At 51.3% G+C, this 26,331-nt stretch carries 24 protein-coding genes; 14 read left to right on the forward strand and 10 right to left on the reverse strand.

Annotated elements, in window-relative coordinates:
* Position 1 precedes the first annotated feature (1 nt).
* Together AAY72_RS08200 and moeB are read left to right on the forward strand one after the other, a co-directional pair.
* Positions 2–379, forward strand: a complete 378-nt coding sequence (locus AAY72_RS08200) for a YbaN family protein (protein WP_057786708.1) — start codon at positions 2–4, stop codon at positions 377–379.
* Complete coding sequence (gene moeB, locus AAY72_RS08205; protein ID WP_057786710.1) at positions 372–1,127, forward strand: molybdopterin-synthase adenylyltransferase MoeB; 756 nt, start codon at positions 372–374, stop codon at positions 1,125–1,127. Before AAY72_RS08200 ends, moeB begins: the two co-directional genes overlap by 8 nt.
* Here the strand turns inward: moeB and AAY72_RS08210 are convergent.
* The 3 genes from AAY72_RS08210 to AAY72_RS08220 form a co-directional block, all read right to left on the reverse strand.
* Positions 1,124–1,519, reverse strand: a complete 396-nt coding sequence (locus AAY72_RS08210; protein WP_008985331.1) for a putative zinc-binding protein — start codon at positions 1,517–1,519, stop codon at positions 1,124–1,126. The genes moeB and AAY72_RS08210 overlap by 4 nt on opposite strands.
* Positions 1,520–1,628: 109 nt before the next feature.
* Positions 1,629–2,834, reverse strand: a complete 1,206-nt coding sequence (locus AAY72_RS08215; protein ID WP_197408390.1) for an NnrS family protein — start codon at positions 2,832–2,834, stop codon at positions 1,629–1,631.
* Positions 2,831–4,102, reverse strand: a complete 1,272-nt coding sequence (locus AAY72_RS08220) for a nitrate/nitrite transporter (protein WP_057786712.1) — start codon at positions 4,100–4,102, stop codon at positions 2,831–2,833. Before AAY72_RS08220 ends, AAY72_RS08215 begins: the two co-directional genes overlap by 4 nt.
* Before the next feature lie 302 nt (positions 4,103–4,404).
* Here AAY72_RS08220 and AAY72_RS08225 point away from each other — a divergent pair, with 302 nt between their 5' ends.
* From AAY72_RS08225 to rnk, 3 genes are all read left to right on the forward strand, one after another.
* Positions 4,405–5,901: a NarK family nitrate/nitrite MFS transporter gene (locus AAY72_RS08225; protein ID WP_057786715.1), complete on the forward strand. Its 1,497-nt coding sequence runs from the start codon at positions 4,405–4,407 to the stop codon at positions 5,899–5,901.
* Positions 5,902–5,917: 16 nt separating this feature from the next.
* Entirely contained in the window at positions 5,918–7,654 is a 1,737-nt protein-coding gene (locus AAY72_RS08230) for a bifunctional protein-serine/threonine kinase/phosphatase (RefSeq protein WP_057786717.1), read from the forward strand.
* Positions 7,655–7,754: 100 nt separating this feature from the next.
* The gene (gene rnk / locus AAY72_RS08235) at positions 7,755–8,159 is read left to right on the forward strand and encodes a nucleoside diphosphate kinase regulator (RefSeq protein WP_057786719.1); all 405 of its coding nucleotides are present in this window, start codon (positions 7,755–7,757) and stop codon (positions 8,157–8,159) included.
* 89 nt (positions 8,160–8,248) lie between these two features.
* Here rnk and AAY72_RS08240 read toward each other — a convergent pair whose 3' ends face one another.
* The 4 genes from AAY72_RS08240 to AAY72_RS08255 form a co-directional block, all read right to left on the reverse strand.
* Positions 8,249–9,076, reverse strand: a complete 828-nt coding sequence (locus AAY72_RS08240) for a MipA/OmpV family protein (protein WP_057786720.1) — start codon at positions 9,074–9,076, stop codon at positions 8,249–8,251.
* A 391-nt stretch (positions 9,077–9,467) separates the two neighbouring features.
* Positions 9,468–10,004 (reverse strand): molybdopterin adenylyltransferase, encoded by a 537-nt coding sequence (gene mog / locus AAY72_RS08245; RefSeq protein ID WP_057786722.1) that lies wholly within the window; start codon positions 10,002–10,004, stop codon positions 9,468–9,470.
* A gap of 67 nt (positions 10,005–10,071) precedes the next feature.
* Positions 10,072–10,944, reverse strand: a complete 873-nt coding sequence (locus AAY72_RS08250) for a U32 family peptidase (protein WP_057786724.1) — start codon at positions 10,942–10,944, stop codon at positions 10,072–10,074.
* A 3-nt stretch (positions 10,945–10,947) separates the two neighbouring features.
* Entirely contained in the window at positions 10,948–11,940 is a 993-nt protein-coding gene (locus AAY72_RS08255; protein ID WP_057786726.1) for a peptidase U32 family protein, read from the reverse strand.
* Between the two features lie 107 nt (positions 11,941–12,047).
* Between AAY72_RS08255 and AAY72_RS08260 the strand changes: the two genes are divergently transcribed.
* The 8 genes from AAY72_RS08260 to AAY72_RS08295 all read left to right on the forward strand — a co-directional run bounded on the left by AAY72_RS08260 (position 12,048) and on the right by AAY72_RS08295 (position 22,074).
* Positions 12,048–12,575, forward strand: a complete 528-nt coding sequence (locus AAY72_RS08260) for an SCP2 domain-containing protein (protein ID WP_057786728.1) — start codon at positions 12,048–12,050, stop codon at positions 12,573–12,575.
* A gap of 27 nt (positions 12,576–12,602) precedes the next feature.
* Entirely contained in the window at positions 12,603–13,964 is a 1,362-nt protein-coding gene (gene hemN / locus AAY72_RS08265) for an oxygen-independent coproporphyrinogen III oxidase (protein ID WP_057786730.1), read from the forward strand.
* A gap of 225 nt (positions 13,965–14,189) precedes the next feature.
* Positions 14,190–15,164 (forward strand): response regulator, encoded by a 975-nt coding sequence (locus tag AAY72_RS08270; protein ID WP_057786732.1) that lies wholly within the window; start codon positions 14,190–14,192, stop codon positions 15,162–15,164.
* Positions 15,145–15,525: an Hpt domain-containing protein gene (locus AAY72_RS08275; RefSeq protein ID WP_057786734.1), complete on the forward strand. Its 381-nt coding sequence runs from the start codon at positions 15,145–15,147 to the stop codon at positions 15,523–15,525. Before AAY72_RS08270 ends, AAY72_RS08275 begins: the two co-directional genes overlap by 20 nt.
* Positions 15,518–15,874 carry a response regulator gene (locus tag AAY72_RS08280; RefSeq protein WP_057786736.1) on the forward strand — a complete coding sequence of 119 codons (357 nt, stop codon included), beginning with the start codon at positions 15,518–15,520 and terminating at the stop codon, positions 15,872–15,874. Before AAY72_RS08275 ends, AAY72_RS08280 begins: the two co-directional genes overlap by 8 nt.
* A gap of 8 nt (positions 15,875–15,882) precedes the next feature.
* Complete coding sequence (locus AAY72_RS08285) at positions 15,883–20,643, forward strand: EAL domain-containing protein (protein WP_057786742.1); 4,761 nt, start codon at positions 15,883–15,885, stop codon at positions 20,641–20,643.
* Positions 20,644–20,656: 13 nt separating this feature from the next.
* The gene (locus AAY72_RS08290) at positions 20,657–21,481 is read left to right on the forward strand and encodes an ATP-binding protein (protein ID WP_231728930.1); all 825 of its coding nucleotides are present in this window, start codon (positions 20,657–20,659) and stop codon (positions 21,479–21,481) included.
* Positions 21,482–21,570: 89 nt separating this feature from the next.
* The gene (locus tag AAY72_RS08295; RefSeq protein WP_057786746.1) at positions 21,571–22,074 is read left to right on the forward strand and encodes a hypothetical protein; all 504 of its coding nucleotides are present in this window, start codon (positions 21,571–21,573) and stop codon (positions 22,072–22,074) included.
* Positions 22,075–22,089: 15 nt separating this feature from the next.
* Here AAY72_RS08295 and AAY72_RS08300 read toward each other — a convergent pair whose 3' ends face one another.
* On the reverse strand, positions 22,090–22,494 hold the full coding sequence (locus AAY72_RS08300) for a hypothetical protein (RefSeq protein ID WP_057786748.1): 405 nt from the start codon (positions 22,492–22,494) through the stop codon (positions 22,090–22,092).
* Positions 22,495–22,671: 177 nt separating this feature from the next.
* Between AAY72_RS08300 and AAY72_RS08305 the strand changes: the two genes are divergently transcribed.
* Complete coding sequence (locus tag AAY72_RS08305) at positions 22,672–24,633, forward strand: methyl-accepting chemotaxis protein (RefSeq protein ID WP_057786825.1); 1,962 nt, start codon at positions 22,672–22,674, stop codon at positions 24,631–24,633.
* Positions 24,634–24,721: 88 nt separating this feature from the next.
* Here the strand turns inward: AAY72_RS08305 and AAY72_RS08310 are convergent, their stop codons facing one another.
* Positions 24,722–25,000 carry a hypothetical protein gene (locus AAY72_RS08310; RefSeq protein ID WP_057786750.1) on the reverse strand — a complete coding sequence of 93 codons (279 nt, stop codon included), beginning with the start codon at positions 24,998–25,000 and terminating at the stop codon, positions 24,722–24,724.
* 104 nt (positions 25,001–25,104) lie between these two features.
* On the reverse strand, positions 25,105–26,304 hold the full coding sequence (locus tag AAY72_RS08315) for an HPP family protein (protein WP_057786827.1): 1,200 nt from the start codon (positions 26,302–26,304) through the stop codon (positions 25,105–25,107).
* Positions 26,305–26,331: the final 27 nt, after the last annotated feature.

The raw sequence follows: 26,331 nt of genomic DNA on the forward strand, positions 1-26,331 counted from the left end.
CATGCTAAAAACTACTGGCTACCGGTTATTAGCCCTGTGCAGTTTGGCTTTGGGCCTCGTGGGTATTCCGTTACCGGGTTTGCCCACGGTGCCTTTTGTGTTGTTGTCAGCCTGGGCTGCCGGTAAGGGCTGGCCGCAGTTTGAAGAGTGGTTGCTGGCGCATCATCAGTTTGGCCCGTCGATCCGGCAATGGCGGCAGCAGGGCGCCGTGTCGCGGCGAGCGAAATGGCTGGCGTCTGGCATGATGCTGGCCAGTATGCTGCTACTGTGGTTGTCGACAGTACCTATGGTAATAAAAATCATCATAACCGGTTGCCTGTTGCTGGTAGCCGTTTGGCTATGGCGGCGGCCACAGCCACAGGAGACAGCAGATGACTGAGATACTCAACCCGCAGCAGGCACTGAGGTACAGCCGGCAGTTAATGCTGCCAGCGCTGGACTTTCGTGGTCAGGAAGCGTTATTAGCCAGCAAAGTACTATTGGTTGGCATGGGGGGGCTGGGTTGCGCGGCGGCGCCTTACCTGGTGGCCAGTGGCGTTGGCGAGCTTACCCTGGTGGATGACGATAACATTGATCGCAGTAATCTGCAGCGGCAAATACTGTATCGCGAGCAGGATATTGGCCAGCCAAAAGTCAGTACTGCCATGCAGCAGCTGCAACAATTAAACAGTGACATTAAGCTGACCGCTTTGGCGCAGCGGCTGGATGAAACCGCACTACGACAACTGATTCCCGACTATAGCCTGGTGCTGGACTGTACTGATAACCTTAGCACCCGCAACGCCATCAATGCCGCCTGTGTTCACGCCGGTGTGCCGCTGGTTTCAGCCGCAGCTATCCGCTTTGAAGGTCAGCTCTTGAGTTTACGGCATCAGCCTGGCGATCCATGTTATCAGTGTTTAAGCCGCTTTTTTGGTGAACAGCAACTTAGTTGTATGGAGGCCGGGATCCTGTCGCCGGTAGTCGGTGTGTTGGGAGTAATGCAGGCCCTGGCGGCGGTAAAGATTCTGGCTGCGGTTGGTGAACCCGAGTATCACCAGTTAAAGTTGTTTGATGCCTTAAGCGGTCAGTGGCAGCAGTTTCAGTTAACCGTGGATCCTGATTGTCCGGTATGCCGGCGGCGTTAATGCCTGATCCCTTGCTGTTTTGTCAGTTGCGGCAGCACGTCGCTATGCACTTTTTGCAGCAACTGGTAAGCATCGCCCAGATCACAGTTTTCATGATCGCGCTTTTTATAACCTAAAGCCGTAAGCTCCAGGTGCCAGGTCGGCACCACGTCGACCGTGGCCAGGGTTTGTTTCACACAGTTTAGCGGGCAGCCATCGACTGCCAGAATCGGCCGGCCAGATTGCGCGACCTTAACCAGTTGTTTAACCTTGCCACCTACGCCGGCAATACAGGACATCTCCGCCAGGCCTTCCCGATCCATCACCACGGCTAGATCGTTCGCCAGTTGCGCCACATTGGAGCAACCAGAACAGGCATAAACCAGCGGCTTTGTTTCGTAACTATGACTCATAATGTGGCTTCCTAAAACTTGCGATAGCTGAAGTTTAGAAGTCCACTGCGTCGGCAGCTTGATATAAATCAAAGCGGCACCAGCTTTACCCCTTCATGGGTAAGGCCGGCTAGCCCGGCCGGCCATCTGCTCTGGGCGTGGTTAATACCGGTAAGTACACCAGCACATAACAGGCATAGGCCAACACCCAGCAAGCAATCCCCAGCCAGAGCAGACTAAACGTATGCGCTGGCAGTAACCAAATCAGTAAGGTACGGCTGATACCGGCCAGCGCCACCAGCAGAAAAGCCCAAGCCATAATCTGCTTTGGTTGTAACAGCCGGCCGCTGTGGCCAAGCGAGACCCTGGCCATCATCGACAGAATCATTGATCCCATGGCGCCAGCCGTTAACGCATGCAGTGCGATACTCTGGCTGATGGCAAAGCCGGCATAACGTAACGCAAATAACGCCAGGCCCAGCGGGATAAACCAATAAGCCAGATGTAACGACCACAGCAGTGATACTCTGAAGGTCAGCCAGATTTTCCAGCGCGCGCAGCGGATAGCGGTCAGCAGCGCACTCAGGGCAAAGAGGGCGCTTAACAGGCTAGCGGGTAACAGCGGCGCCAGACTGAAAAAATGCAAGACAAAGATCAGCCAAAGGCTGCCCAAAGCAGCGCGGTCAAGCCAGAGCAGCGCCTCCACTTTTGGGGTTTTGGTGCCATTAGCGGTAAACATCGGGATCACCCGGCCACCGACAATCGCCATTAGCAGGGTGATCAGCCAGATGGCATTTAAGCTGCCCAGTTGTTGTAAGTCATACCGACCAAGGTAAAGCCCAAGATACATGATCAGGTTGCAGGCAGTGAGTAGCAACAAGACCGGGACAAAAAACAAATTCCGATACTGTTTTACTGCTAGTAAAGGCTTGGCCAGTAGCCAGGCCGCCAATGGCAGAAAACTGAGATCCACCGCCGCCACCAGCCACAGTGGCAAACTCTGGCCAAACAGCAGCAACAGCCGGCCGCTGAGCCAGAGCAAGGTTAGCAACAACAAGCTTTTGCCGTGGGGCGCGCGCATTGACGTCCAGTTTTGTACTGCAGTCAGTAAAAAACCAATGACAATGGCGCAGGCAAAACCAAACAGCATCTCGTGGCTATGCCAGAATAATACCTGGCCCACCGGCTGAATTTTTAACTGACCAGCCAGAATTAAACCCCACAGTAGCATGGCGATGGCGCTAAAAGCTGCACCAAATAAGAACATTGGCCGAAAGGCCTGGCGTAGCAGCGGCAGCATTTTTTGCTCCGTTGCCAGATCGGTTATCTGCATCATTCGTCTTCATCCAATAAAAAATTATTACTGCGGGCGTCAGTCAGGCGCTGCTGATATTGCGCCGCCTGATTGGCAAAAAACATCGTGATCATGCACAGTGCCAACACCCAATACAGAATCATAAAGCAGCCGGTCACGATGCCCAGTGCATCTTGTGCCAGACCAAATAACACCGGCAGAGTGCAGCCGCCGAGGCCACCGATAGCGGCAACAAAGCCACCAACAGCGCCCATATGTTGCGGATAGTAGTCATGAATCACTTTATAGACACTGGCGCGGCCAAAGCCCTGTGCCACACCGATAATAAAAATCAGCAGGGTAAACCACCAGACGTTGACGGCAATTTCCAGCGTCACGTCTTTTTCCAGGCCATGAATCACCAGCGTGGTGGGTGGATAACTGAGGAAAAACAGACAGACCAGGCAAACCCAAAATACGCTCCAGTTAACGGCGCGGCCGCCATAACGATCGGCAAACCAGCCACCCAGGGCGCGGACCATACTAGAGGTGGCGACAAAAAACAGCGTAAAGGCCATCGCCTGTTGTGCGTTCATCTGATAGGCCTGCATATAGTATTGCGGCAGCCACAGCAGTAAGGCAAGAAAGCCACCGAACACAAAGTAATAATACAGCGAGAAGCGCCAGACCCTGGCATCGCGTAACAATTGCCCCAGCGTCAGCTGTGGGGCGTGCGGGCCGGCAGAGGTTGGGGCAGCTGGCGAGAGCAACCAGAACAGCACCAGCATCAATGCCAGCCCTAAGGCATACACTGGCCCTACCCACTGCCAGCCCCAGAAGTTGACAATAACCGGTACCAGCACAAAGGTAATGGCAACACCGGCATTACCGACACCAAATAAGCCCATCGCTAAACCCTGCTGGCGAGAAGCAAACCAATCGGTGACATAGCGAATACCGAAAGTAAAAGAGACGCCACTCAAACCGAACCAAAGACCGAGCAACAAATAGCCCGTGTAGCTTTCAACCCAGGGTAATATGGTTAATGCTGGTATACAGCTAAGCATCAGTAGCAACCAGAGGTTACGCGCCGGATAGCGATCGGCCAGAATGCCAAGTGGAATGCGCAACAGTGCCCCGCTAAAAATAGGGGCTGCCAGCAGAATACCGTATTCAGTTGCCGATAAGGCTAATTGCTGTTGAATATCCAGCCCCATTACCGCATAAAGCGTCCAGACTGAAAAGCAGCCGGCAAAAGCCAGTGTGGCCAGCAGCAGTGCCCGGCCAGCTTGCGGGTGGGTTGCCTGCATCTAAGACTCCGAAAAACTAAGCAGCTTAAGCATAACGAAAATGCATGCAACCTGCTCAGCCAAAAAGCAGTACCCCCTAAGTTCTGTTGGTAGGTGCCGGTGCCGTGCCACTACCTCAAAGTAGGTAAGGGTTGTAGCGTTAAGGCGACTTGCAGGCTGAACCCTGGCTGCCCGAAGGAGGTAGTAAGCCAGCAACTGTGCGGTCTGCCGCCCGATTGCAGTTGTGCCAGATCAATTTTTTCCGGTTAAAAACCCCTAGACTTGTACTGGAATTAATTGATTGACTCTTTCTGGAGGTCTCTATGGCTGGCGCAGCGTCTGCGGCAGGGCAAGGCAGTAAACTCAATCTGCTGAATTTTGCGGAACAAAAAATAAAAATGTTACACCTGACCTGGTTTGCGTTTTTCCTTACCTTCGTTATCTGGTTTGCCCATGCGCCCTTGCTGGTGCATATCAAAGAGGCACTGGCATTAACCGATGCTCAGATCCGGGCGTTGCTGATTTTAAACGTGGCGCTGACCATCCCGGCGCGAATTGTGGTCGGGATCCTGGTGGATAAATATGGCCCGCGGATCATGTACTCAGTACTGCTGTTTATCTCAGCCTTGTTATGTATCGGTTTTGCCTTTGCCAATACTTATGATGCCTTAGCGCTGTTCCGGTTTTTGTTAGGCTTTGTTGGCGCGGGCTTTGTGGTTGGGATCCGGCTGGTCGGCGAATGGTTCCCGCATCATCAGGTGGGAACTGCCGAGGGGATCTATGGTGGTTGGGGTAATTTTGGCTCTGCTGCGGCAGCCATGACACTGCCTACTATTGCGCTGATGTTCGGTGGTGAGAATGGCTGGCGTTATGCTATCGCCTCAGTAGGTGTAGTAAGTGCCATCTACTCACTGATTTTCTATAAATTTGCCCGCAATACTCCCAAAGGCTCAACTTACTTTAAACCGAAAAAAACCGGCGCCATGGTGGTGACCAGCTGGGGCGCGTTGTGGACGTTGATCTTGATGAATATCCCGATGCACCTGGCGCTGGGGATGCTGGCCTGGCGTTTATCACCGGCTGGGGTGGAATTGTTTTCTGAAACCGCGATGTACGGCATCTGGATAGCGCTGCTGGTGCTGTTTATTGTACAAACCCAGCAAACCTGGAAAGTGAATGCTGAGCATTTACGCGAAGGGGTGCCAGAGCATGATAAATACAGCTTTAAGCAGGTAGGGATTTTAAATATTGCCTACTTTGCCACCTTTGGTTCAGAGCTGGCGGTAGTGTCGATGTTACCGTTGTATTTCCTGGAAACCTTTGAGGGCATGAGTGCGGTAAAAGCTGGTTTACTGGCATCGGCCTTTGCTTTTATGAATCTGATATCACGGCCCATGGGCGGTTGGTTCTCTGATAAGTTCGGCCGGCGCAAGAGTATGGTAATTCTGATTGGTGGCTTAGCCGCCGGTTACTTCCTGATGGGCCTGATGGACAGCCACTGGTGGATTCCGCTGGCAGTATTAGCAGTAATGGCTTGTTCGTTCTTTGTGCAGGCCGGTGAAGGCGCAGTCTTTGCCATAGTGCCGCTGATTAAACGCAGTATGACCGGCCAGATCGCCGGTATGGCCGGTGCTTATGGTAATGTGGGTGCGGTGGTGTATCTGACAGTATTAAGCTATGTTGATTACAGTACCTTCTTTTATGTGATTGCGGCCTCGGCACTGGTGGGTTTAGTGGCGGTGATGTTCCTGGACGATCCGAAGGGGCATATTGTCGAGGTAGCAGAAGATGGTACAGTACATAAAATCAATGTCGGTTAATTAAGGTCGTACCCAGGTGGCAGAGTTAGCACTGCAACTTCAGTTTGGTGCCCTGACGGCGGCTGGCATTAAAGCCGCCAACGAAGATGCGGTGGCCTGCCAGGTACCTGATTCTGCCTATCTGCTGCAACACAAAGGTGCCTGTTTTGTGCTGGCGGATGGTGTTAGCACCGCCGAAGCCGGCGCTCAGGCCAGTAAACTGGCCACCGAACGATTTTGTCAGGAATATCCGCAAACCCCGGATAGCTGGTCGGTCGCCTACAGTGCCGGGCAATTACTGGCGACCATCAATAATCAGTTGTATCAGTTCAGCCATAAGTTTGCTCATGAACAAAAAGGCTATTTATGTACCTTTAGCGCGCTGGTACTGAAATCCCGTACCGCGCATTTTTTTCATATCGGTGATAGCCGCATTTATCTGTATCGTGACGGTGCGCTGCAACAATTAACCCAGGATCATATTACAGTGTTATCAGAGCAGCGGCAGTTCTTAGGCCGGGCGCTGGGGATGGACGCCAAGGTTGAAGCGCAGCAGGGCAGTTTAGCGCTGCAGGCCGGTGATCGCTTCTTACTGACCTCAGACGGCATTCATGATTTTATTGATGACCAGAGCTTAACATCGTTGCTGGCAAGCAACCCTGAGCCAGAGCCATGCAGCCAACAATTACTGCAGCAGGCGCTGGCCAATGGCAGTGATGATAATGTCAGTGCCATCGTGGTCGACGTTAGGCAGTTGCCGCAACAAAGTTTGGATGATCTCAGCTCAGAGCTGACCCGCTTACCCTTTCCGCCAGCACTTAGCCCCGGCATGAAGCTGGATGGTTATAAGGTGTTACGTGAGCTTTATGCCAGTAGCCGCAGCCATCTGTATCTGGTGGAAGATGAAGAGACTGCCGAACAGCTGGTACTGAAAAGTCCGTCGCAAAACTTTGCAGATGATGTGCTTTATATTGACCGTTTTATCCGTGAAGAATGGATTGGTTTGCGCATTCGCTCGCCGCGGGTGGTCAGAGTGATCCGCCAAAGCCGGCCACGAACGTTTTTATATTATCTGATGGAGCACTTGCAGGGGCAAAGTCTGGAAGACTGGTTTGCAGCACAGCCGCAGCCGCTAAAACCCTCAATGGCGATTAAGTTGGTGCGGCAAATTGCTGAGGGCTTGCTGGCATTTCACCGGATGGGCGCAATCCACCAGGATTTAAAACCTGGCAATATTATGCGGCTGGCCGATGGTAACTTAAAGTTGGTAGACTTTGGCTCGGTGTATGTTGCTGGCCTGGCCGAAATATACAGCCCGCTACACCATGAAGGTGCGCTGGGTACGGCGACTTATTCGGATCCGCATTATTTACTGGGACATAATTCCGGCGTGCAGGGCGATGTCTATGCACTGGCGACCATTGCTTATGAGTTGTTTAGCGGCGGGCAGCTGCCCTATGGGCCGGCAGTAGAAGAATGTCGGGTGGCAAGCGACTATGACCGGCTGCGTTATCGCAGCGCTAACCAGTTTAATCCGCTGATCCCAACCTGGTTCGACCGGGCGCTGCAAAAGGGCGTTAGTTTGGATCTGAGTTACCGTTATCAAACTATCGGTCAGTTACTGACCGATTTACAGCAACCGAATCCAGCGTTTTTGCATGAAGAAGTCAAACAGCAGAGTAAATCTAATCCGTTGTTGTTTTGGCAGTTATTATCCGGGTTTTGGTTTATCACCCTGTTGTTGGTGATTTGGTTGTTTCTGTTGCGGCGTTAGCTTGCTTTTTTCATGCCGCGGGGGTATAAATGCCTAAATTCTGAAAAGTCCGACGGCGTTTGCCGGCGGGCTTTTTTCTTTGCTGTATTTGGAGTGTTTTATGTCAGCAGTACCTATTATTGTATCCAGCCTGGATATGGATCGTATTGAAGCTTTGCTGGAAAAAATGCCACGGTTAACGCCAGAGCTGGAACGGCTGGAAGATGAGCTGGATCGTGCCACTGTGGTCGAGCCGGACGACTTGCCTGCCGACGTGGTTAGCATGAATTCAACGGTACGTTTTAAGTTTGCCGGTGATGACAAGGTGTTTGAGAAAACCCTGGTCTATCCACATGAACTGAAACATGATGATCAAATTTCGATCTTCGCTCCGGTTGGCAGTGCGTTGCTCGGTCTGGCTGTGGGTCAGTCGCTGGAATGGCCAATGCCTCATGGACAAAGCCGCACCGTAGAAATTCTGGAAGTATTATTCCAGCCAGAGCGCGCTGGCGAGCAACAACGTTAAGCGTAATGCCAACTGCTACTCTGCTCTGTGACTCCGCTACGCTTAACGTAGCGGAGTCGCGAGCTGAGACTGCTCTAAGCCAATAGCGCTTAGAACACGTAAATAAAGCCGATACCTACCTCAGCTTCAAAGTCACCACGGGCAATCGGGCTTTTGCGGACAGCACTGCTAAAATGTTCATACAGTGCTTCGCCGTAAATCTGCCAGTTATCGTTTACGTAGTGACGATAATTGTAATTGATACCGATAGAGCGATAACCGCCGCTCATATTAGTTGCCGCGAGGCCCGATGCTGCCGACTGCTCAGCGGTGATACCGAAATCTTTATTGGCATATTCACTGTCGTGAAATACCGCAACAATATTCACCTCAGAGCCCGAACCATCAAATTTCTCGCCAAAGCGACGACCCACACCAAATAAACCCAAATTGCCATCACCGCCGGTTACAAGCCGGCCAACCAGCCAATAGCGCCAATCCCGATCAAAGGCGCGACGGGTTTGCAGCACTAATTCAAAGCCCTCGTCACTTTCACCTAGCCCATCCAGGTAGCCTTTTTTAGAATCACTTTCCGCACGACCTTCATCAAAGCCAATCAGGGCTTCAAACAACCAGGTATCCGCACGCAACCCACGCCAGCCTATGGCCTCACCGACCCAAAAGAACACATCATTACCGCGCCGCCATTGCAGGCCCCCCGCCGGTTCAACCTCCAAACCAAATTCGTCCGAGCCTTCGTAGGCGGTTTCGTATTCAATACCCGCACCTAAGCCAAAACTCCAGCCATCTTTACCCCGACTAAAATCATCAATAGACGGCAGAGGCACCAAAGCGGTTTTTGTTTCTTGTGCGCCCGCTGCCGGCAACAGCAGGCAATGCATAACAAGGGCGGTACCTAACACGAGTAATTTCTTCATAACATACTTTCCTATGCCAACTTAGCAAAATGCCAACTTATCTATACGCTAGCGTTTACGGGTTTTGTTGCGTAACGATCACTGTTTGTCATGTTTTTAATGGCGCGCTCAGCTAGCTTAGAATTTTTGTCTAGACCGAAAGCGGATATTCTGGATTGGTCGGCTGTAATCTGTTTTTTCACCTATACCCGCTGTATCCATAAGTTGATGTAAGTTTTAACGTTGCGATGGCCGAACAATTCAAGCCAGACATAGCAGCTTCGTGGCAATGTTTCATTCAGGTGTCATACGATTGGCTTAGCGTGCATTTGCGGAGAAGATTAATGAAAGTAGTAAGAAGTAAAGAGTTTAAGGCTGATCGTGCTTGGGGGGCTGCTGATATTGCCAACTGCTAGCCTTTAGGCCGAAACGCCTGTATCACGGCTTCGTTACACTGCAGATAAGGGCCGTCCATCAGATCGATGCAGTAAGGCACCGCCGGGAACACCGCATCCAGACACTGGCGGATTGCCTTGGGTTTGCCCGGTAAGTTAATAATCAGGCAGCTGCCACGTAAGCCAGCGGTTTGCCGTGACAAAATAGCGGTTGGCACATACTTTAACGACTCCTGACGCATCAGCTCACCAAAGCCCGGCATCAACCTGTCACAGACGGCTTCAGTGGCTTCTGGCGTGACATCGCGTTTGGCCGGCCCGGTACCGCCGGTGGTGACAATCAAACAGCAACCTTGTTGCTCGGCCAGTTCAATCAAGGTTTGTTCAATCAGTGGCTGTTCATCCGGGATCAAACGGTATTCGGCATGCCAGTCGCTGCTTAGATACTCTGTTAAGGTATCGATAATTGCCTTGCCGGATAAATCCTCATATACCCCCGCACTGGCGCGGTCGCTTACTGTCACAATACCGATTTTTGCCTGTTGCTGCGTCATCTGTGCTCCGGATTAAAATTCAACATTCAACATTCAACATTCAACATTCAACACTCATCATTCAACGTCAGCCCGTCGCCATCCCTGCCAGCTTCAGCCAATAACCATTACTGTCGGTATCACTCAGTTGTTGTGGCGCGGCGCCATGCTGGTTCGCCTTAAATTTATGCAGCCAGGCAAAGGTGCCCTCGGGCTCGGGGCTTAACCGTACTACATCAACTAACCCCTGCATAGCCGGTAGCTGATTAATCAGGTTATACCGATAGCCTGACTGGGTTTGAATGCCGTTCAACACAAACACCTGAGCACCATCCTGGCTATGCACAGTGCGCCCCTGCGGATATTTAATACAACAGAGCTCGCACTGATCTTTAGCGCGATTCTCAGAACGGGCGGTAAAGCAGCGACCACTCCAGGCCAGAGGTAAATGGCCAAAGGCAAACACCTCGGTTTCAAAGCAATCGCGGATATCCTGAATCATAGTGTCGCCGATAACCTGTTGCAGCCAGTCGCCGGATAGTTCAACCGGCATCACCCAGCGCAGCAGTCCCATACCAATTAAGCGGCGCAGGCTATGCTGGTTATAGCAGTTAATGGCGGCACCGGCGACAAAGGGCAGGCCCTGTTCGTACAGCATAGCAATAGCGCCAACATCATTAGCTTCCAACATAAAGTCGCCATTGTCGACGTACTTGCGCAGCTCGCGCAGTTCAGACGGCGACTCCAACAGCGTCATGCCAGATAAACACACCTGTTTGCCGGCTTCGCGCAGCATATGCGCCAGCTTAAGGTAGTCTTCCAGTTTTAGCTCGCGTCTTTTGCTGCAAACGGTTTCGCCGAGATACACAATATCCACGGCCGAGTCGGCAGCCTGGCGGTAAAACTCCAGCATCTGTGCTTTGGGCCAGAAATACAGTACCGGGCCAAGTGAGAATTGCATAGGTTATTTCCATTTCCGATGATAGGCACCGAGGGTGGTTTGGTTGCCCTCGGCCAGATTATTCAGCACCTGCTGCCAGTGTTGTTGCACCAGAAAATGCGCTGGATCGTGCATTACCGCATCAATAGCCGCCCGCCAAACCTGAGTGATCTGGGTTACATAAGCCGGACTGCGTTGCCGGCCTTCAATTTTCAGTGAGCTAATGCCCTCGGCATAGAGCTGCGGCAGTAAATCCAGGGTGTTCAGGCTGGTTGGCTCTTCCAGCACATGGTAGGTATCGTCATCGACTTTGAAACGTCCTTTACAGAGGGTTGGGTAGCCGGCGGTTTCATCCACGGCGAAGCGGTCAATCAACACATCATTTAAGCGCGACTCCAGTACGCCGTCTTGCTCTTGCCAGCGAACAAAGGCCGCCGGTGAGCAGGCGCCGGCGGTATTCGGTGACTGCCCGGTTAAGTAAGAGCTCAGATAGCAACGCCCCTCAGCCATAATGCACAGGCTGCCAAAGGCAAAGACTTCCAAATCGATATCACAGCTGCGGGCCAGCGCGCGCACCTGTTGCATCGAAAGCACCCGTGGTAATACTACCCGGCGGATATTAAATTGCCGGTAAAACTCAATGGCGGCGACATTGGTGGCCGAAGCCTGCACCGACAGATGTAATTCAACCTGCGGGTAGCGTTCGGCGGCATAGGCCAGCACTGCCATATCGGCCAGAATCAGTACATCGGTGCCAGCCCGTACTGCACTGTCGACCGCCTGCTGCCAGCGCGACCAACCCGCGGGGTGAGCAAAGGTATTAATGGCCACATGCAATTTACGCCCCGCCTGATGCACATATCGGGCAACCTCAGTCAGTTGCGACTCAGTAAAGTTTAAGCCGGCAAAGTGCCGGGCATTGGTGTCATCTTTTAAGCCGACATAGATCGCATCGGCCCCCTGACTAATTGCTGCTTTGACTGCCGGCATACTGCCAGCCGGACAGAGTAACTCCATATCAGCCTCATTACTGTGACCTGCCTGCTGTACCCCGGAAAGGCTATAGGCAGCGCCGTAGAACTATGCTTTTATTATAGGGAATTTAGCTGGTTGGTGGCTTCTATATGTTTGATATTAAAAGGGTTAGTCATAAATTGGTAGCGCTGCTACCTACTTTGGCGCAGCGGGTGCAACAGCTGACGCCCAAGCGTGTGCAGCAGCAGGGCTTAACGCTGCTGCTAAATAAGTTTTTTCAGCCAGAGCTAACTGCCGGCAGTCTGGATTTTCTGGCACAGCGATACTTAGTGTTACAGGTAAGCGACTGGCAACTGAGCTTTGCCATAACGTTAAAAAACAACAAATTACAGGTTGAACTGGCATCTGTGCAGCAGGATCTGCTGATTAAAGCCAGCAGTCAGGATTTTCTGGAGCTGATCTGCGGCAAAGTCGATCCGGATACCTTATTTTTCCGGCGTCGCCTCAGTATGTTAGGGGATACCGAGCTGGGACTGTACTGCAAGAACCTGCTCGATACTATTGAGTTAAGCCGCTTGCCGCCGCCACTGCCGGCTTTACTGCTAAGCTGGCAAAGTCTGTTGGCAACGGCAGAGGTTGCGGCAGATCAAACTGCTACAGTGCCTGGCAGCTTATAATTGCCCTGAGTTTTCCGGAGACAGCAGATGCAGACACTTCAGTGGGACGCGGCGTTAATCGCCAAATACAATATTAACGGGCCGCGTTATACCTCTTATCCAACCGCGCTGGCGCTTAACACTGCCTTTCCACAGGCGGCATTGTTGCAGGCGCTGGCCAGCAGTGGCCGTGAGTTAAGCCTGTATCTGCATATCCCGTTCTGCCATAAGCTGTGTTACTACTGCGGCTGCAATAAAGTGATTACCCGTCATCAACATAAAGCCGATGCCTATCTCGATGCCCTGGCTGCAGAAATGGCACTCTATAGCCCGCATCTGCAGCAGAAAGTGATTAATCAGCTGCATCTGGGCGGTGGTACCCCAACCTTTTTAACCGAAGCGCAGCTCAGTCGCTTAATGGCTTTGTTGCGTCAGCACTTTACGATTTTGCCGGCTGCCGAAATCAGTATTGAAATTGACCCACGCAGTTGCAGCGACGACAAGCTGCGGCATTTAAAACAACTGGACTTTAACCGCGTTAGCTTTGGCGTGCAGGATCTGGACGAAAAAGTGCAGATTGCGATTAACCGGGTGCAGGACACTGAGCTGATCCGGCATCAGGTGGCATTATGTCGCGAGCTGGGGTTTAGTTCTGTCAATCTGGATCTGATCTATGGTTTACCCTATCAGCAACCGGCCAGCTTTGCCGAGACGGTCGCTGAAATTATCCGGCTTAATCCGGATCGTATTTCATTATTTAGCTATGCCCATCTGCCGGAACGTTTCGCCGCGCAGCGCAAAATTCCGGATAGCAGTTTGCCGGATGCGCCAGCCAAGCTGGCATTGATGCAACTGGCGATTACGCAACTGGTGGCAGCCGGTTATCAGTTTATCGGTATGGATCACTTCGCTAAGCCGGATGATGCGCTGGCCAAAGCCCAGCAAGCCGGCAAATTACAGCGTAACTTTCAGGGCTATACCACGGCAGGGCAGGATGCGTTGCTCGGTCTGGGCGTATCCAGTATCAGTCAGGTAAACGGGGTGCTGTGGCAAAATAGCAAAGACTTACCGGCCTATTATGCTGCGATAAACCAGCAGCAGCTGGCGGTGGAACGCGGCTTTGTGTTATCGGCAGACGATCGGCTACGCGCGGCGCTGATTAGCCAGTTAATCTGCCATTTTGAGCTGGATATAGCGGCCTTTAGCCAGCAGTGGCAGCTACAGAGCTTCTGGCAGTATTTTGACAGCGCGCTGAGTTTGCTTAAGCCCTTTATGGAAGATGGTCTGGTAGAGGTCTATGCCGAACGGATCCGGGTTACGGATGCCGGCCGGCTCTGGGTGCGCAGTATCTGTGCCTGTTTTGATGCTTACCTGCAACAGGGGCAGCAAAGGTACTCAAAAGTTGTGTAATACTTTATTACTACATTCTTGTTGCTAAGATAGTGTTTAATCAAGCATAATTCTTTCGCATTCAAAGCTTTCCCATTCCGGAAGCTTCGCCTGCAACATAATGCAGTCTGTGCCGGCATAAACTCTGTTTCGGGTATATACTTGTTATCAAGGATAGCTGCCTGGTGCAGCGCTATGGTCCGAAATGCTTCGTTGTATGATCCCGACAAGGATAGACACCCTTTTATGCTACTAAAGAACTTTAACGTCCTGGTACTCGATGACGTTATTCTGATGTGCGACTTTCTCTATGGCGTGGCCAATAAAGTACCGGGCTGCAAAGCGTTTAAAGCGCTGGATGCCAAAACCGCCAGCGAGATCCTTGAGCATGAAACCATCGATTTATTAATCACCGATATAGAGCTAAAAGGGCCGAGTGGGCTCGACTTGTTGTCTCGGGTCCGCTCCGGTGCTTTTACCGCCACGGCCCACGATATCCCGATTATTGTGTTCTCTGGCAATGCTTACCGGGAACTGATTCAGCAATGTATTCTATTTGACGTCAACGACTTTCTGGCAAAGCCGGTTTCGGCGGTGCAGCTAAGTAAAAAAATTCAGCATCATCTGCAGCATGAAAAGCTAATTCAGCCAGCGGCTCATTACGCCGACATGAAACAACGGCTGGAGGCGCCGAAAGCGACGGATGATGAAGAAGGCCAGCGTCGGTTTCGGGTAGCGATAGTGCGGGAGCTGGAGCAAAAGGCTGAGCAAGAAGAGCAAGAGCTGGATGAGCAGGGTAATAAAGTCGAAACACGCGATTTTCTGCACTGGCCAGAGGATGCGACCACTGGCTATTTTCAGCTGGATCGGCGTTTAAAGAACTTAGCCTATAACCTAAGCTGTTTTCATAATGTGTTTATCAATAACTGCAAAACGGTAGCCATTGAGGCTGAGCGTAAGCGTGCCTGTGCCGCCGCTGACTATTTAATTCATATCGCTAAAACCATGCAGCAACGCGAACAGCGCCCGGAGTTCTGGAGTATGTTGCAGCAGCGACTACAAAAGCTGCAGGCGTTGATGGCGGAGCTGGCCGAAGTGAATGTAAAGCATCACAAGCAGGTGCTGGCCTTACTAAAGAAGCTGGCCTATTGGTGGATGCAAACCTGTAACCGACCCTTGATTAATAAGACGGAGGCAGAAGATGAGTCAAGCCTGCACTGAGCTGGCTATTCTCGATCTTGCCATCCTGATCGAGATGTACGGTGACGATAGTCGGGAGACGTTAGAGAGAGCTCTAAGTGGTTTTGCGATAGCCGCAACATCCTATATTAACGCGATCAAACAAGCAGGGGCGGCGCGAGAACTGACAACTTTGGCCAGTGCTGCCCATAGTCTAAAAAGTATTGCCGCCCTTACCGGCGCCACTCAGCTGGCTTCACTTTGCTGGCAGCTGGAGCTGGCCGCCCGGAATGCTGACGAACACGCGCTGGCACCGTTGTTGGTCACTTTTTCAGACTGCTGGCAACAACTACAGCAACAGCTGCGGCAACAACTCAAGCAATTAAGGGCAGCTGATGTTTAACGTACTCTTTGTTGATGACGAGCCATTATTGCTGGAGGCCTATCGCCGGATGTTGCGCCAGAGTCCTTTTCAGTGTCATACCCTGACCGACAGTGCTCAGGTAATGGATTTTTTAGCGCAGCAGCCGGTAGACATCGTTGTTGCCGATCAATTGATGCCGACCCTGAGCGGAGGCGCGCTGTTACAGCAGTTGGTTAAAAAATATCCGGCGATTAAGCGGGTATTAATCAGTGGCAACCTTAACTTGGTAGAGCCGGCTGCCAGGGTGGCAGCCCACAGTTTGCTGGAAAAACCCTGTAGTAAAGCGGTATTACTCTCAACCTTAGAGGCGTTAATGGAGCCAGCATGAGAGGATTAATGCAAAATCGGTCTGCCCGCTTTTTTGGCCCCATGCTGGGTTATAGCTTATTTTATGCCAGTACCGCAGTATTATTATTCAGCGTGTTAACGGCTATTCTCGATCAGCTATTTCATGCTGATGCCGACAACTACACCGTGATTTTACCTTTTTCCTCATTGCTGCTGTTTTCCTGTTTGGTTTTATTGCTAGTGGCGGTAATTGCCAAAAAACGGCAATGGGTTGCAGTGTGCTGGCTACTGTTACTGAGTTGTCTGCTGAGTCAGAGCTTGATTGCTGAGCCGACACAGCAGCTGGAAACTCCGCCCTTGCAATACCTGGCCTGGGGCTTATTACTTCTGGGTTGGCTGGGCTGGCTGGGTAAAAAGCATCGCTGGAGTGCTTATCTGGTGCTGCTGTGTCATACGTTATTGCTGACCTTAGTCGTTGCCGTGATCTGGCAAGACACGGGTAACTTATTCGGTTATGCCTTTGGTGTTTCCCCCTCTGTTGCGATGAACTCGGCTACTTTATTACTATTTGCGGCTATTGCTGGCTTAAGTGCGCGCTTTAGTGGCCGCTTTCGCTGGCAGGAACAGCGTGGTAATCCGGGCAGTTGGTTGGCACTGCTATTAGCCAGTTTTGCGGTCTTACTCTGGTTGAACTTTATGCACCAGTTAGGGCAAGTAAAAAGAGAGGTGATTGATAACACCTTGTCCGCCTTTCAACAGCAACTAAATCAGGTTTTTAATGAGCAACAAGGCTTGATCTATCGCTTAGCCGATCGCCTGGCCAGTTCGGAAACCCCTTACAGTGCCAAACAACTTGAGTTGGAGCTGCGTAGTTATCTGCGAGATTTCGCCTATCTCGATTATCTGGCGATTATTAATGCGAACGACGAATTACAATTATCAATTAGCGACAGCGATGAAGATCGGCGCTGGTTTGATCAATACCTAAGTGTTGCTAAGCCAGTACCCGCAGCGTTTGCCAGCAAAAGCCGGCCAGAGGTTAGCTTTTATTACGATAGCCGGGTTGATCATACTTTTGTGCGGGCGCTGCTGCCACAGCCCAATGCCTCGGCGCTGCGTGAAGTAGTGGCCAGTCTGAATTTTCGTGAGGTGATGATCAAATTATTGCCGGTGATGGTAGCGCCGGGCTATGCGGTGCAAGTGGCGTATCAGGACCTGCCCGAGCCGTTAATCGACCAGCGTCAGCCAGAGCAGCAATATTTTTTACTTGGCGAGTATCCGGTAGTGTTATTCGGCGACTTAGCCTTGCGGTTGCAACTTTATCGCGATTTAGACAGTGAACTGGATTTTGTGCGGGAAGTCATGCTACTGGCCGGTTGGTTAGTGGTAGTGCTGGCTCTGCTGAGTCAACAGTATCAGCGCTTATTACAACGCCAGCAACGTCGCTTAATAACGTTAAACCATCGTACTCAGCAGAGCCTTGGCATCCAGCGCCGTTTGCAGTTACAGCATCAGCAGATTATGGATAACTCCGGCGATATTCTGTGTATGATCGATCAGCAGGGGCGCTTTCTTGAGCTCAGTCGTTCGATAGAGTACGTACTTGGTTATACGCCAGCAGAACTGACCGGCCGCGCCTTTATAGAGTTTGTGCATCCCGATGACCATGTGATTACCGAGCAGGAGGCTAACAATATTATTAATGGCCAGCATACCCAGTATTTCCGTAACCGTTATCTGCGTAAAGATGGCAGCATTGTCTATTTAATGTGGTCGGCGCGTTATGTGCCCAGTCTTGGCATCATGTATGCGATAGCTCGCGATATCACTGATCTTGTCAAAGCTGAGCTGCTACAACAGGCACAGCAGCAGGTACTACGGTTAATTTCTAATGAACAACCGCTGGCAGAGATTATCCAGCAGATTTGTTTATTGGCCGAGCGGCAAAATCCGGCATTTCGGGCCAGCTTTATGCTAAAAGTCGGTGACCATCTGGAGTTACTGGCTGCACCTTCATTCAGTGAGTCCTTCCGCCAGGCTTTTGCCAGGCTGCCGGTAGTCGATAACTTTGGATCCTGTAGTACCGCGGCTTTTCAAAAGAGTCTGGTGATTGTCGAAAATGTCGCTACTGATCCCAAGTGGCAAACGGTCGCAGCTGTGGCACTGGCGGAGCAAGTACAAGCCTGTTGGACACTGCCAATGGTCTCGCTACAGGATGAGGTGCTGGGCACCTTTGCCGTTTATTGTTCTGAAGCCAGGGCACCGTCTAGAGAGGAGTTAGATTTGATTCTTAGCTGCAGCCGCTTTGCAGCTATGGCGATTGAACGGGCGCAACAGAAACGCCAATTAACAGAGAGCGAGCAGCGTTTTCGTTCGTTATACCAATATAACCCTTATGCGGTGTATGTGTTGAGCGAGAGCGGTTATTTTAGTCAGGTTAATGCCGCCGGTTGCCGGTTATTTGAGAGGGCTGAGGCTGAGCTGAAGCAAATGCATTTTAGCCAGGTGATTTTACCGGAGCAGGTGCCGGAAGTTGCCGGCTATTTTGCGCAGGCATTGGCTGGTGAAGCAGTAAGCTTTGAGGCCAGTATTCTGAATCATAGTGGTCAGCAGCTGGAATTGCAGATTACTATCGTACCAACCCATATAGATGGCCGGATTGTCGGGGCAATTGGTATAGCCAAGGACGTAACGCAACGGCTGCAAACCGAAAAGCAATTACGGTTATATAAACGAGCGGTGGATGCCAGCTCCAGCGGCGTAGTAATTGCCGATATTACCTGGCCGGATATGCCTATCACCTATGTGAATGCAGCCTTTGAGCGCTTAACCGGCTATACCAGTGAAGAGGCAATCGGTCAAAATTGTCGTTTTTTACAGGGCTCAGAACGGGATAGTCTGGCCATTCAGCAAATTCGTAATGCGATATCAGGCCGGCAGGAATGCAGTGTAGTTCTAAAAAACTACCGTAAAGACGGCAGTATTTTCTGGAATAACCTGTTCCTGGCGCCAGTGCCGGATGAGCAAGGCGTTATTACCCACTATATTGGCATTCAAACCGATATTACCGCGCAAAAAAATTATGAGCAGGAACTTGCCTATAACGCCTCCTACGATTTACTGACTGGTCTGCCCAACCGCAGCCTGCTGAAAGAACGCCTGACGCAAAGTTGTAAAATCAGTGCCCGGCATCAGGAAAAGGTGGCAGTGCTGTTTATTGATTTAGATGGCTTTAAACTGATTAACGATAGTAAAGGCCACGCCGTAGGCGATGAGGTGTTACGGCAAATCAGTAGTCGAATCAAGGCGGAACTGCGCGCCGGTGATACCCTGGCGCGGTTAGGTGGCGATGAATTTGTATTAATGGTACCGGATCTGCAGGAGACTGCGGCCTTAAATGAATTGGCGCAGCACTTACTGACCGTTATTGCCCAGCCGATCCTCGTCGAGGATCAGGAGTTACAAATTACCGCCAGTATCGGTATCAGCCTGACCGATAATGCCTTTGATGAACCGATGCAGTTGGTACAACAGGCCGACCTGGCGATGTATCAGGCTAAATTACAAGGCCGCAATAACTATCAGTGGTATCAGGCGGAAATGGAAACCAGCTTGAATAAGCGCCTGAATTTACGCGCTATGTTGAAAAAGGCGGTCGCTAATCAGGAGTTTGTACTGTATTACCAGCCACAGGTTGAAGCAGGCAGCGGCCGCTTAATTGGTTTAGAAGCCCTGCTGCGCTGGCCACACCCAGAGCATGGCATGATAGGTCCGGATGAATTTATTCCGGTGGCCGAAGAAACCGGACTAATAGTGGAGATCGGGCAGTGGGTGATTGAGCAAGCGGCGGCCTTTAATGCGTCATTGCAACAACGTGGTATTGCGCATCTGGTGATGGCGGTGAATCTGTCGTCACTGCAATTCCAGCGCCCGGGCTTTGTCGAACAGTTACAGCAAACACTGCAACAGCAGCAGTTGGCGCCGCGCTGGTTTGAGCTGGAATTAACTGAGTCATTGTTACTGCAAAATATTGAGCAGGTGGTGACCAAGTTACAGCAACTGAAGAAATTGGCGGTAAGTATTGCCATTGATGACTTTGGTACCGGTTACTCCAGCCTCAGTTATCTAAAACGGCTACCGATTAATAAACTGAAGATTGACCGCAGCTTTATCCGCGAGTTAATTACTGATCAGCGCGATGCCGCCATCAGCCGCGCCATTATTGCGATGGCGCATCAGCTGGGCGTCAAGGTAGTAGCAGAAGGCGTTGAAACTGAAGCCCAGGCCAGCTTCCTGGCCAAAAGTTTATGCGACGAGTTACAGGGCTACTACTTTGCCCGGCCAATGCCGGGGCCACAGTTAGAGCAGTTTCTGAGCAGCTATGCCCCGGTGAGTCATAATACTGCTGCAACGCAACAAACCTTGTTGCTGGTTGATGATGAAGAAAATATTTTGCACTCGCTAAAACGGTTGCTGCGTAAAGAGCCGTATCAGGTACTCAGTTGCAGCAGTGCCGCAGAAGCCCTGGAATTGTTGGCACTACATCAGGTGCAGGTGATTATTTCCGACCAGCGGATGCCGGAGATGAATGGCACCGAGTTTTTAAGCCGGGTCAAAGAAATGTATCCGGATACCGTGCGGATCGTGCTGTCTGGTTATACTGATCTACGTTCGGTTACCGAAGCAATTAACCGCGGTGCTATCTATAAGTTTATGATCAAACCCTGGCAGGACGATGAGTTAAAAAGGGAGATTGCTGCGGCGTTCCGGCGCTATCACGAACAGCATCTGCAGAGTGCTGGCGAGTAACGGAGCAGGCAAGGTGGCAGATCAGGACATCAGGGTATTACAGCAGCAGCTGGCTGAGCTTACCGAGCAATTGGTACGCTCCGAAAAATTGGCCTCAATTGGCCAGCTGGCGGCAGGCGTCGCGCATGAAATTAATAATCCTATCGGCTATGTCGCGTCTAATCTGACAGTACTAAAAGACTATACCAATAGCCTGATGCTGTTGGTGCAGCGCTTAAGCGAGCAGCTACCGCCGGCGCAAAGTCAGTTGCTAAAAAGCCAGTTTGACTTTGATTATATCTGCGAGGATTTACCCAATTTATTACAGCAATCCGAGCAGGGCTTGCAACGGGTGATTGAAATTATCCGCGATTTAAAAGACTTTTCGCATATCGATCAGGCCGAGTTTGTCATGGCCGATTTGCACCAGGGGATCCTGAGCACTCTGAATATTGTTGCCAATGAAATTAAATATAAAGCTGAAGTGGTAAAGCAGTTTGCCGAATTGCCGCCGGTATTTTGTATCCCGTCGCAGCTGAATCAGGTATTGCTGAATTTACTGGTGAATGCAGCCCAGGCAATTGTCGAGCGTGGCATTATTACCATCAGTACCGGCTGCGACGCGCAGTGGGTGTGGTTTAGTGTTGCCGATACCGGGCCGGGCATAGCAGCAGAACAATTAGAGCAAATCTTTCAGCCTTTTTATACCACCAAGCCGAAAGGTCAGGGTACAGGCCTCGGCTTGGCGTTATCGCGCAGCATTGTGGAAAAACACAAAGGGTTAATAGAGGTACAGAGTACACCTGGCGTGGGCAGCTGTTTTACCGTCAAGATCCCGCGCAGCATCACGACTACATAGGTCAACTGATGCGCTACCACTTTAGTGGTAAATGCGTCGACTCTGAGCTAAGTTTATTTAGACTTTAATCGTTTAGGGAGGCTTCAGGGATGAATCTGGGTATACAAACGGAAACGCTATCCTGGTTAACGTTAGAGCCACAACAAAATACATCAGAGCTCTGGCCGGCCAGGGCCAGTTTAATCTTATTTAGCCCAGACCGTTTAGATCAGGCGCATCACTTTAATGAGCTACCCATTTCGATGCTGATTACTGAGCGCTTTCAGCAGTTTTTACAACAGCAGCTGGAGGTAGGAGAGAAGTTGCTGTTTAACCCGGATCAGGAAGAATGGTTAGTGATCACCTTGCGGCCACTGACTGACGCCAGAGAATTTGCCGAGCAGTTGCGCTGGCAGTTAGCTGATTCGGAATTGCTTTCTATTCAAAGCCGGGCATTGACGTGCAGCTTTGCGGTGAGTTTTTACGAGCAGCCGTCGCAGGTACAACTGGCCATGGAGGAGCTGCAGGCGTTATTGCTACAAGCAAAACTAATGGGGCCAGATTCACTACTCTGCAGCTTATGTCAACCTGGACGTCCGCAGCCAACACCTTAGTTAGTCAGATACCGCCTAGTAAAGCGCGACCAGCTCGCCGTTTTTATCAAAGGTCAGAAAGTCGGCAATCATGCCGCCCTGAATTTTTTGCATCATCATTTTCAGTGGTTGCACTGCTTCATCACTATTCGGTGGAAAACCACCACGGCCGCCTAAAGCTGAAACAAAAGCAATATCCCAATTAAGGCCGGTATGCCTGGACTCTTCCACAAGTTGCTGAAAGTTCGCTACATCTTGCGGCAGTTTATCAACACATAACACGGGTTCTAGTGCACCACCCTGGCCTTGTTCAAAATGCTGCTTTTGGTGTTCAGTATAACCATTAGGGAGTTCCGCTTTGGCAAACACAAACAACAAGCGCTGCGGTTCTGTTTGTGCCTGGGCGGCCTGGATTAGATCCTGATAACTTTCAATATTCATCGCAACAACCTGCAGTAAGCCGGAAAATTTAGTCTTATGCTAACAACAACGGAGCGTAACGGCTATCTGGCAAAGGTAAGTCTGAGTTACCTCTGAGGGGGTAGCCTATTTTGCGCTTAAGGCTTTAGGGTCAAATTCACCTATACTGCGTAGGTGTTTTTTACCAACGAGGCCACTATGCAGCAAGTTATCCGCGATTTATCTATCGGCCGTAAGTTAATGTTGTTACTCAGCTTACCCGTGCTGTTATTACTATGGCTGGCCAGTAGTCAACTAATGAACCGGTTGCAGGAGGTGCAGGTAGCACAGCAGGTAGGCTCAGCGATTGAGGTCAGTGTGGTGATGGGGGAGCTGATTGGCGCGCTGCAAGCTGAGCGTGGTGCCAGCGGTGTGGTGATTAACAGTCAGGGCCAGCGTTTTACTGAGCGGCTGCGTCAGTTACGCCAAAGCAGTGACCAGCAGCTGGCACGTTTTCAACAGTACCGCCAGCCGGAAGTATTGCAACTGCAACAACGTTTTACTGAGTTAAGTACGCTGCGGCAGCAAGTAGAAAGCTTTAGCATCAGTGCCAATCAATCGGCAGAGCGTTACACCAGTCTGATCCGGGCATTAATGGATTTTAACCAACAGTTGGAAGCCGGCCTGACCCATCTGGCGATGGCCAGACAATTAAATTTACTCAACCAGTTTATTGAAATGAAAGAGCGCGCCGGGCGTGAGCGGGCGATTCTGGGTTTGGCATTTAGTCGTGATAGCTTTACGCCTGAGTTACTAACCCGCTTTACCAATAACCTCGGCGCCTTTAATGCTTACGAAGAGAACTTCTTAAAGGCACTGGCACCAGCACAGCTGCAACGGGTGCAAGCCATACAGCAGGATCCGAGCTTTGCCGAAGTCAGCCGGTTACAGCAGTTGGCTTTTACCGTGCCGCTTGGCGAGGCATTGGGTGTTGATGATGGTGCCTGGTTTGATTTAGCCAGCCGCCGGATCAACCAGCTTACGACCTATGAGCGGGAACTCAGTGCTGAGATTGCGACACAGGCCGAAGTGCTGGCAGCTCAAGCCTGGCAGAGCCTGGTGATACTGGCAGGGTTGATTTTGCTGGCTTTGACGGCTGTCGTGATCCTGACGATATTGATTGCCCGGAATATCCGTCTGGCGGTGCAGGAAATTGAGCGGGTGATGACGGCACTGGCAAAACGCGATTTGACTCAACGCAGTCAATATCAGGGGCGGGATGAGCTGGGTCGCATTGCCCTGTATGCCAATAATATGGCCGATGAGCTGCAAGGCGTGATGCAGGAAATTGGTTCGGCCACGGCACAGGTTGCTACGGCAGCAGAGGAATCCTCGGCCGTGACACTGCAAACCAGTAAAGGCGTGCAGCAACAGCAGCAGGACACGGAACTGGTCGCCACCGCGATGCATGAAATGAGTGCTACGGTGCGTGATGTCGCCAGCAGCACTGCCGAAGCGGCGGCTCTGTCAGAGCAGGTACAGCAAAACGCAGGCACTGGCCAACAGAAACTACAACACACCATCGCTTTGATTGAACGTTTGGCACAGCAAGTCAGTGGTACGGCGCAAGTGATTGAGCAGGTGAAACAGGATAGTAATGCCATTACCTCAGTGCTGGATGTGATCCGCGGTATTGCCGAGCAAACCAACTTGCTCGCACTCAATGCAGCCATTGAGGCGGCTCGTGCTGGTGAGCAAGGCCGGGGTTTTGCGGTGGTCGCAGACGAGGTGCGTACTTTGGCGCAGCGTACTGCTAAATCAACCGGTGAAATACAGCGCATGATAGAGGGCTTACAACAAGGGTCAGTTAAGGCATCAGAAGCGATGCACTTAAGTTTGCAGCAGGCCGAAGAGGGCACCAGTAATGTTAATGAGACCGGCCGCATCCTGCGTGACGTGCTGGAGGGGATAAGCGGTATTAATGATAAAAATATCCAGATCGCCTCTGCCGCCGAAGAACAAACTACGGTAGCCGATGAGATTAACCAGAAAATACTCAGTATCAGCGATGTGGCGGTACAAACCAGCGCCGGTGCCGAACAAACTGCGGTGACCAGCCGCGAACTGGCAAGATTAGCGGAGCAGTTGGAATCCTTAATTGGCCGCTTTAAGTTAGCATAATGCCAAAGGGCTCCGCCTGTTGTGTTGGTCGGGGGCCGGCTTCTTCTGATGTCAGAGGTTTGGGCGTCAGTGCCAAATAAGCTAAGACTTATAAAATCTTATTGCGCACCAGATTGCGGTGCACACTCTGACACAGCTTGCCAAAACGGCGCAGTTCATCAAACTTGGGAATGCGGCCTTGCTTTAGTGCGCTTTCCCAAAAACATAGCTCAGAATCGACCATTTCCAGCATTTTTTTCGGACAACCCTGACAGTCACTGTTGGTGATACCGCAGACATAGGTGGCGGGTTCGTATAGGGGGAGGCTTTGCTTCACCTCGCTGATCAGTAGCTGCATCGCAGTAGCCAGATCGGGTTTAGCACTCATGGGGTGTTCCTCTGAGACGACGGCTGAGCAGAGTTTACCGCCTGCAGTAGCACAGTGCTATGCCTCTGCCGGGGTACTCCACTTAGCCCCGGCCAAAAGCCCGCTCAGATTGTCTGGAGTTGCCGCAGCTGATGTTGAAACAGCGCGGCAATCACATCTGACTGTGTCACTAATCCCAGCAAGGTGCCATCAGCTGCGATAATGGGAATATGGTGTAAGCCTTTATCGGATAACAAGGGCACCAGCGTAACAAGGTGCTCATCCGGTCCTACGGTAACTAATTGTGTACTCATGCGATCGGCAACGGTCAGCTTTTGCTGCTGTTTATAATGGCGCTGTAGCAACAGCGCATTCACTTGCTTTAGCAGCGCGGCATAGCTGGGCACTTGCAGCTGTTTTAGAATATCTACAGTAGCGATAATGCCGATTAAGCGCTGATCTGCATCGACGACTGGCAGGCTACCGATCTTATGTTTGCGCAGCAACTGCCAGGCCATAAAGAGCGGTGTGTCGGCCCGCACAGTAATCAAGTCTTGCGACATAATATCGCGACAGCGGATGTCGCCACTAAAGCGTTGATACGCATTTAGCTGAGCACGCTGATACAGCCGCTCCAGATCTTGTTCGCTGATATCAACTACCGTATCAAAGCTATTCAGTGCCATCACTAAATCTTCGGCTTGTAGGCCAAGGCGTTTTAGTGGTGAGGGATCCTGATGTAAATGGACCGGGTCAAATTGTTGTGGTGGTGGTTGTAAACCCCGTTTTAACCAGAACTTCTGCAATAAAAGTGCGACAGCAAGCATCACAAACACATTTAACGCCACCGGATAGAGCAAAAACTCGTAACCAAGCAGGCTGTCGGTAGAGGCGATAACCGGCACCAGGGCAGTGGCGCCACCAGGTGGATGCATACACTCAAACAAATACATTACAAACAGCACCAGCCCCACTGTTGCTGCTGCCATTAGCGCCAAATCGGTGAATAGATGGGAGCAAATTAACCCCACCGTAGCCGAAATCAGATGGCCGGCGGCGAAGGACCAGGGTTTCGCCAGCGGGCTGTTCGGTAAACCAAATAACAGTACAGAAGATGCCCCCATCGATGCCAGCAGCACAATAGTACTGGCGGTATCGGCCAGTTGCAGGCTGGTGTAGGTCACGATAAAAAGAGCCACAAAGGCCGCCAGTGCCACTTTTAACCGTTCTGCCAGCGGGATAGCAGATAAGCGCTGGCTATCGCTATGGCGCAGCCCTAACCGGGCCAGCAGGGTTGTAAGCAGAGAAGTTGCTGGAATTCGCACACTAAGATCCGAGAGAAAATCGCCAAA

The sequence above is a fragment of the Alishewanella sp. WH16-1 genome (assembly GCF_001441695.1).
Classification (GTDB): Bacteria; Pseudomonadota; Gammaproteobacteria; order Enterobacterales; family Alteromonadaceae; genus Alishewanella; species Alishewanella agri.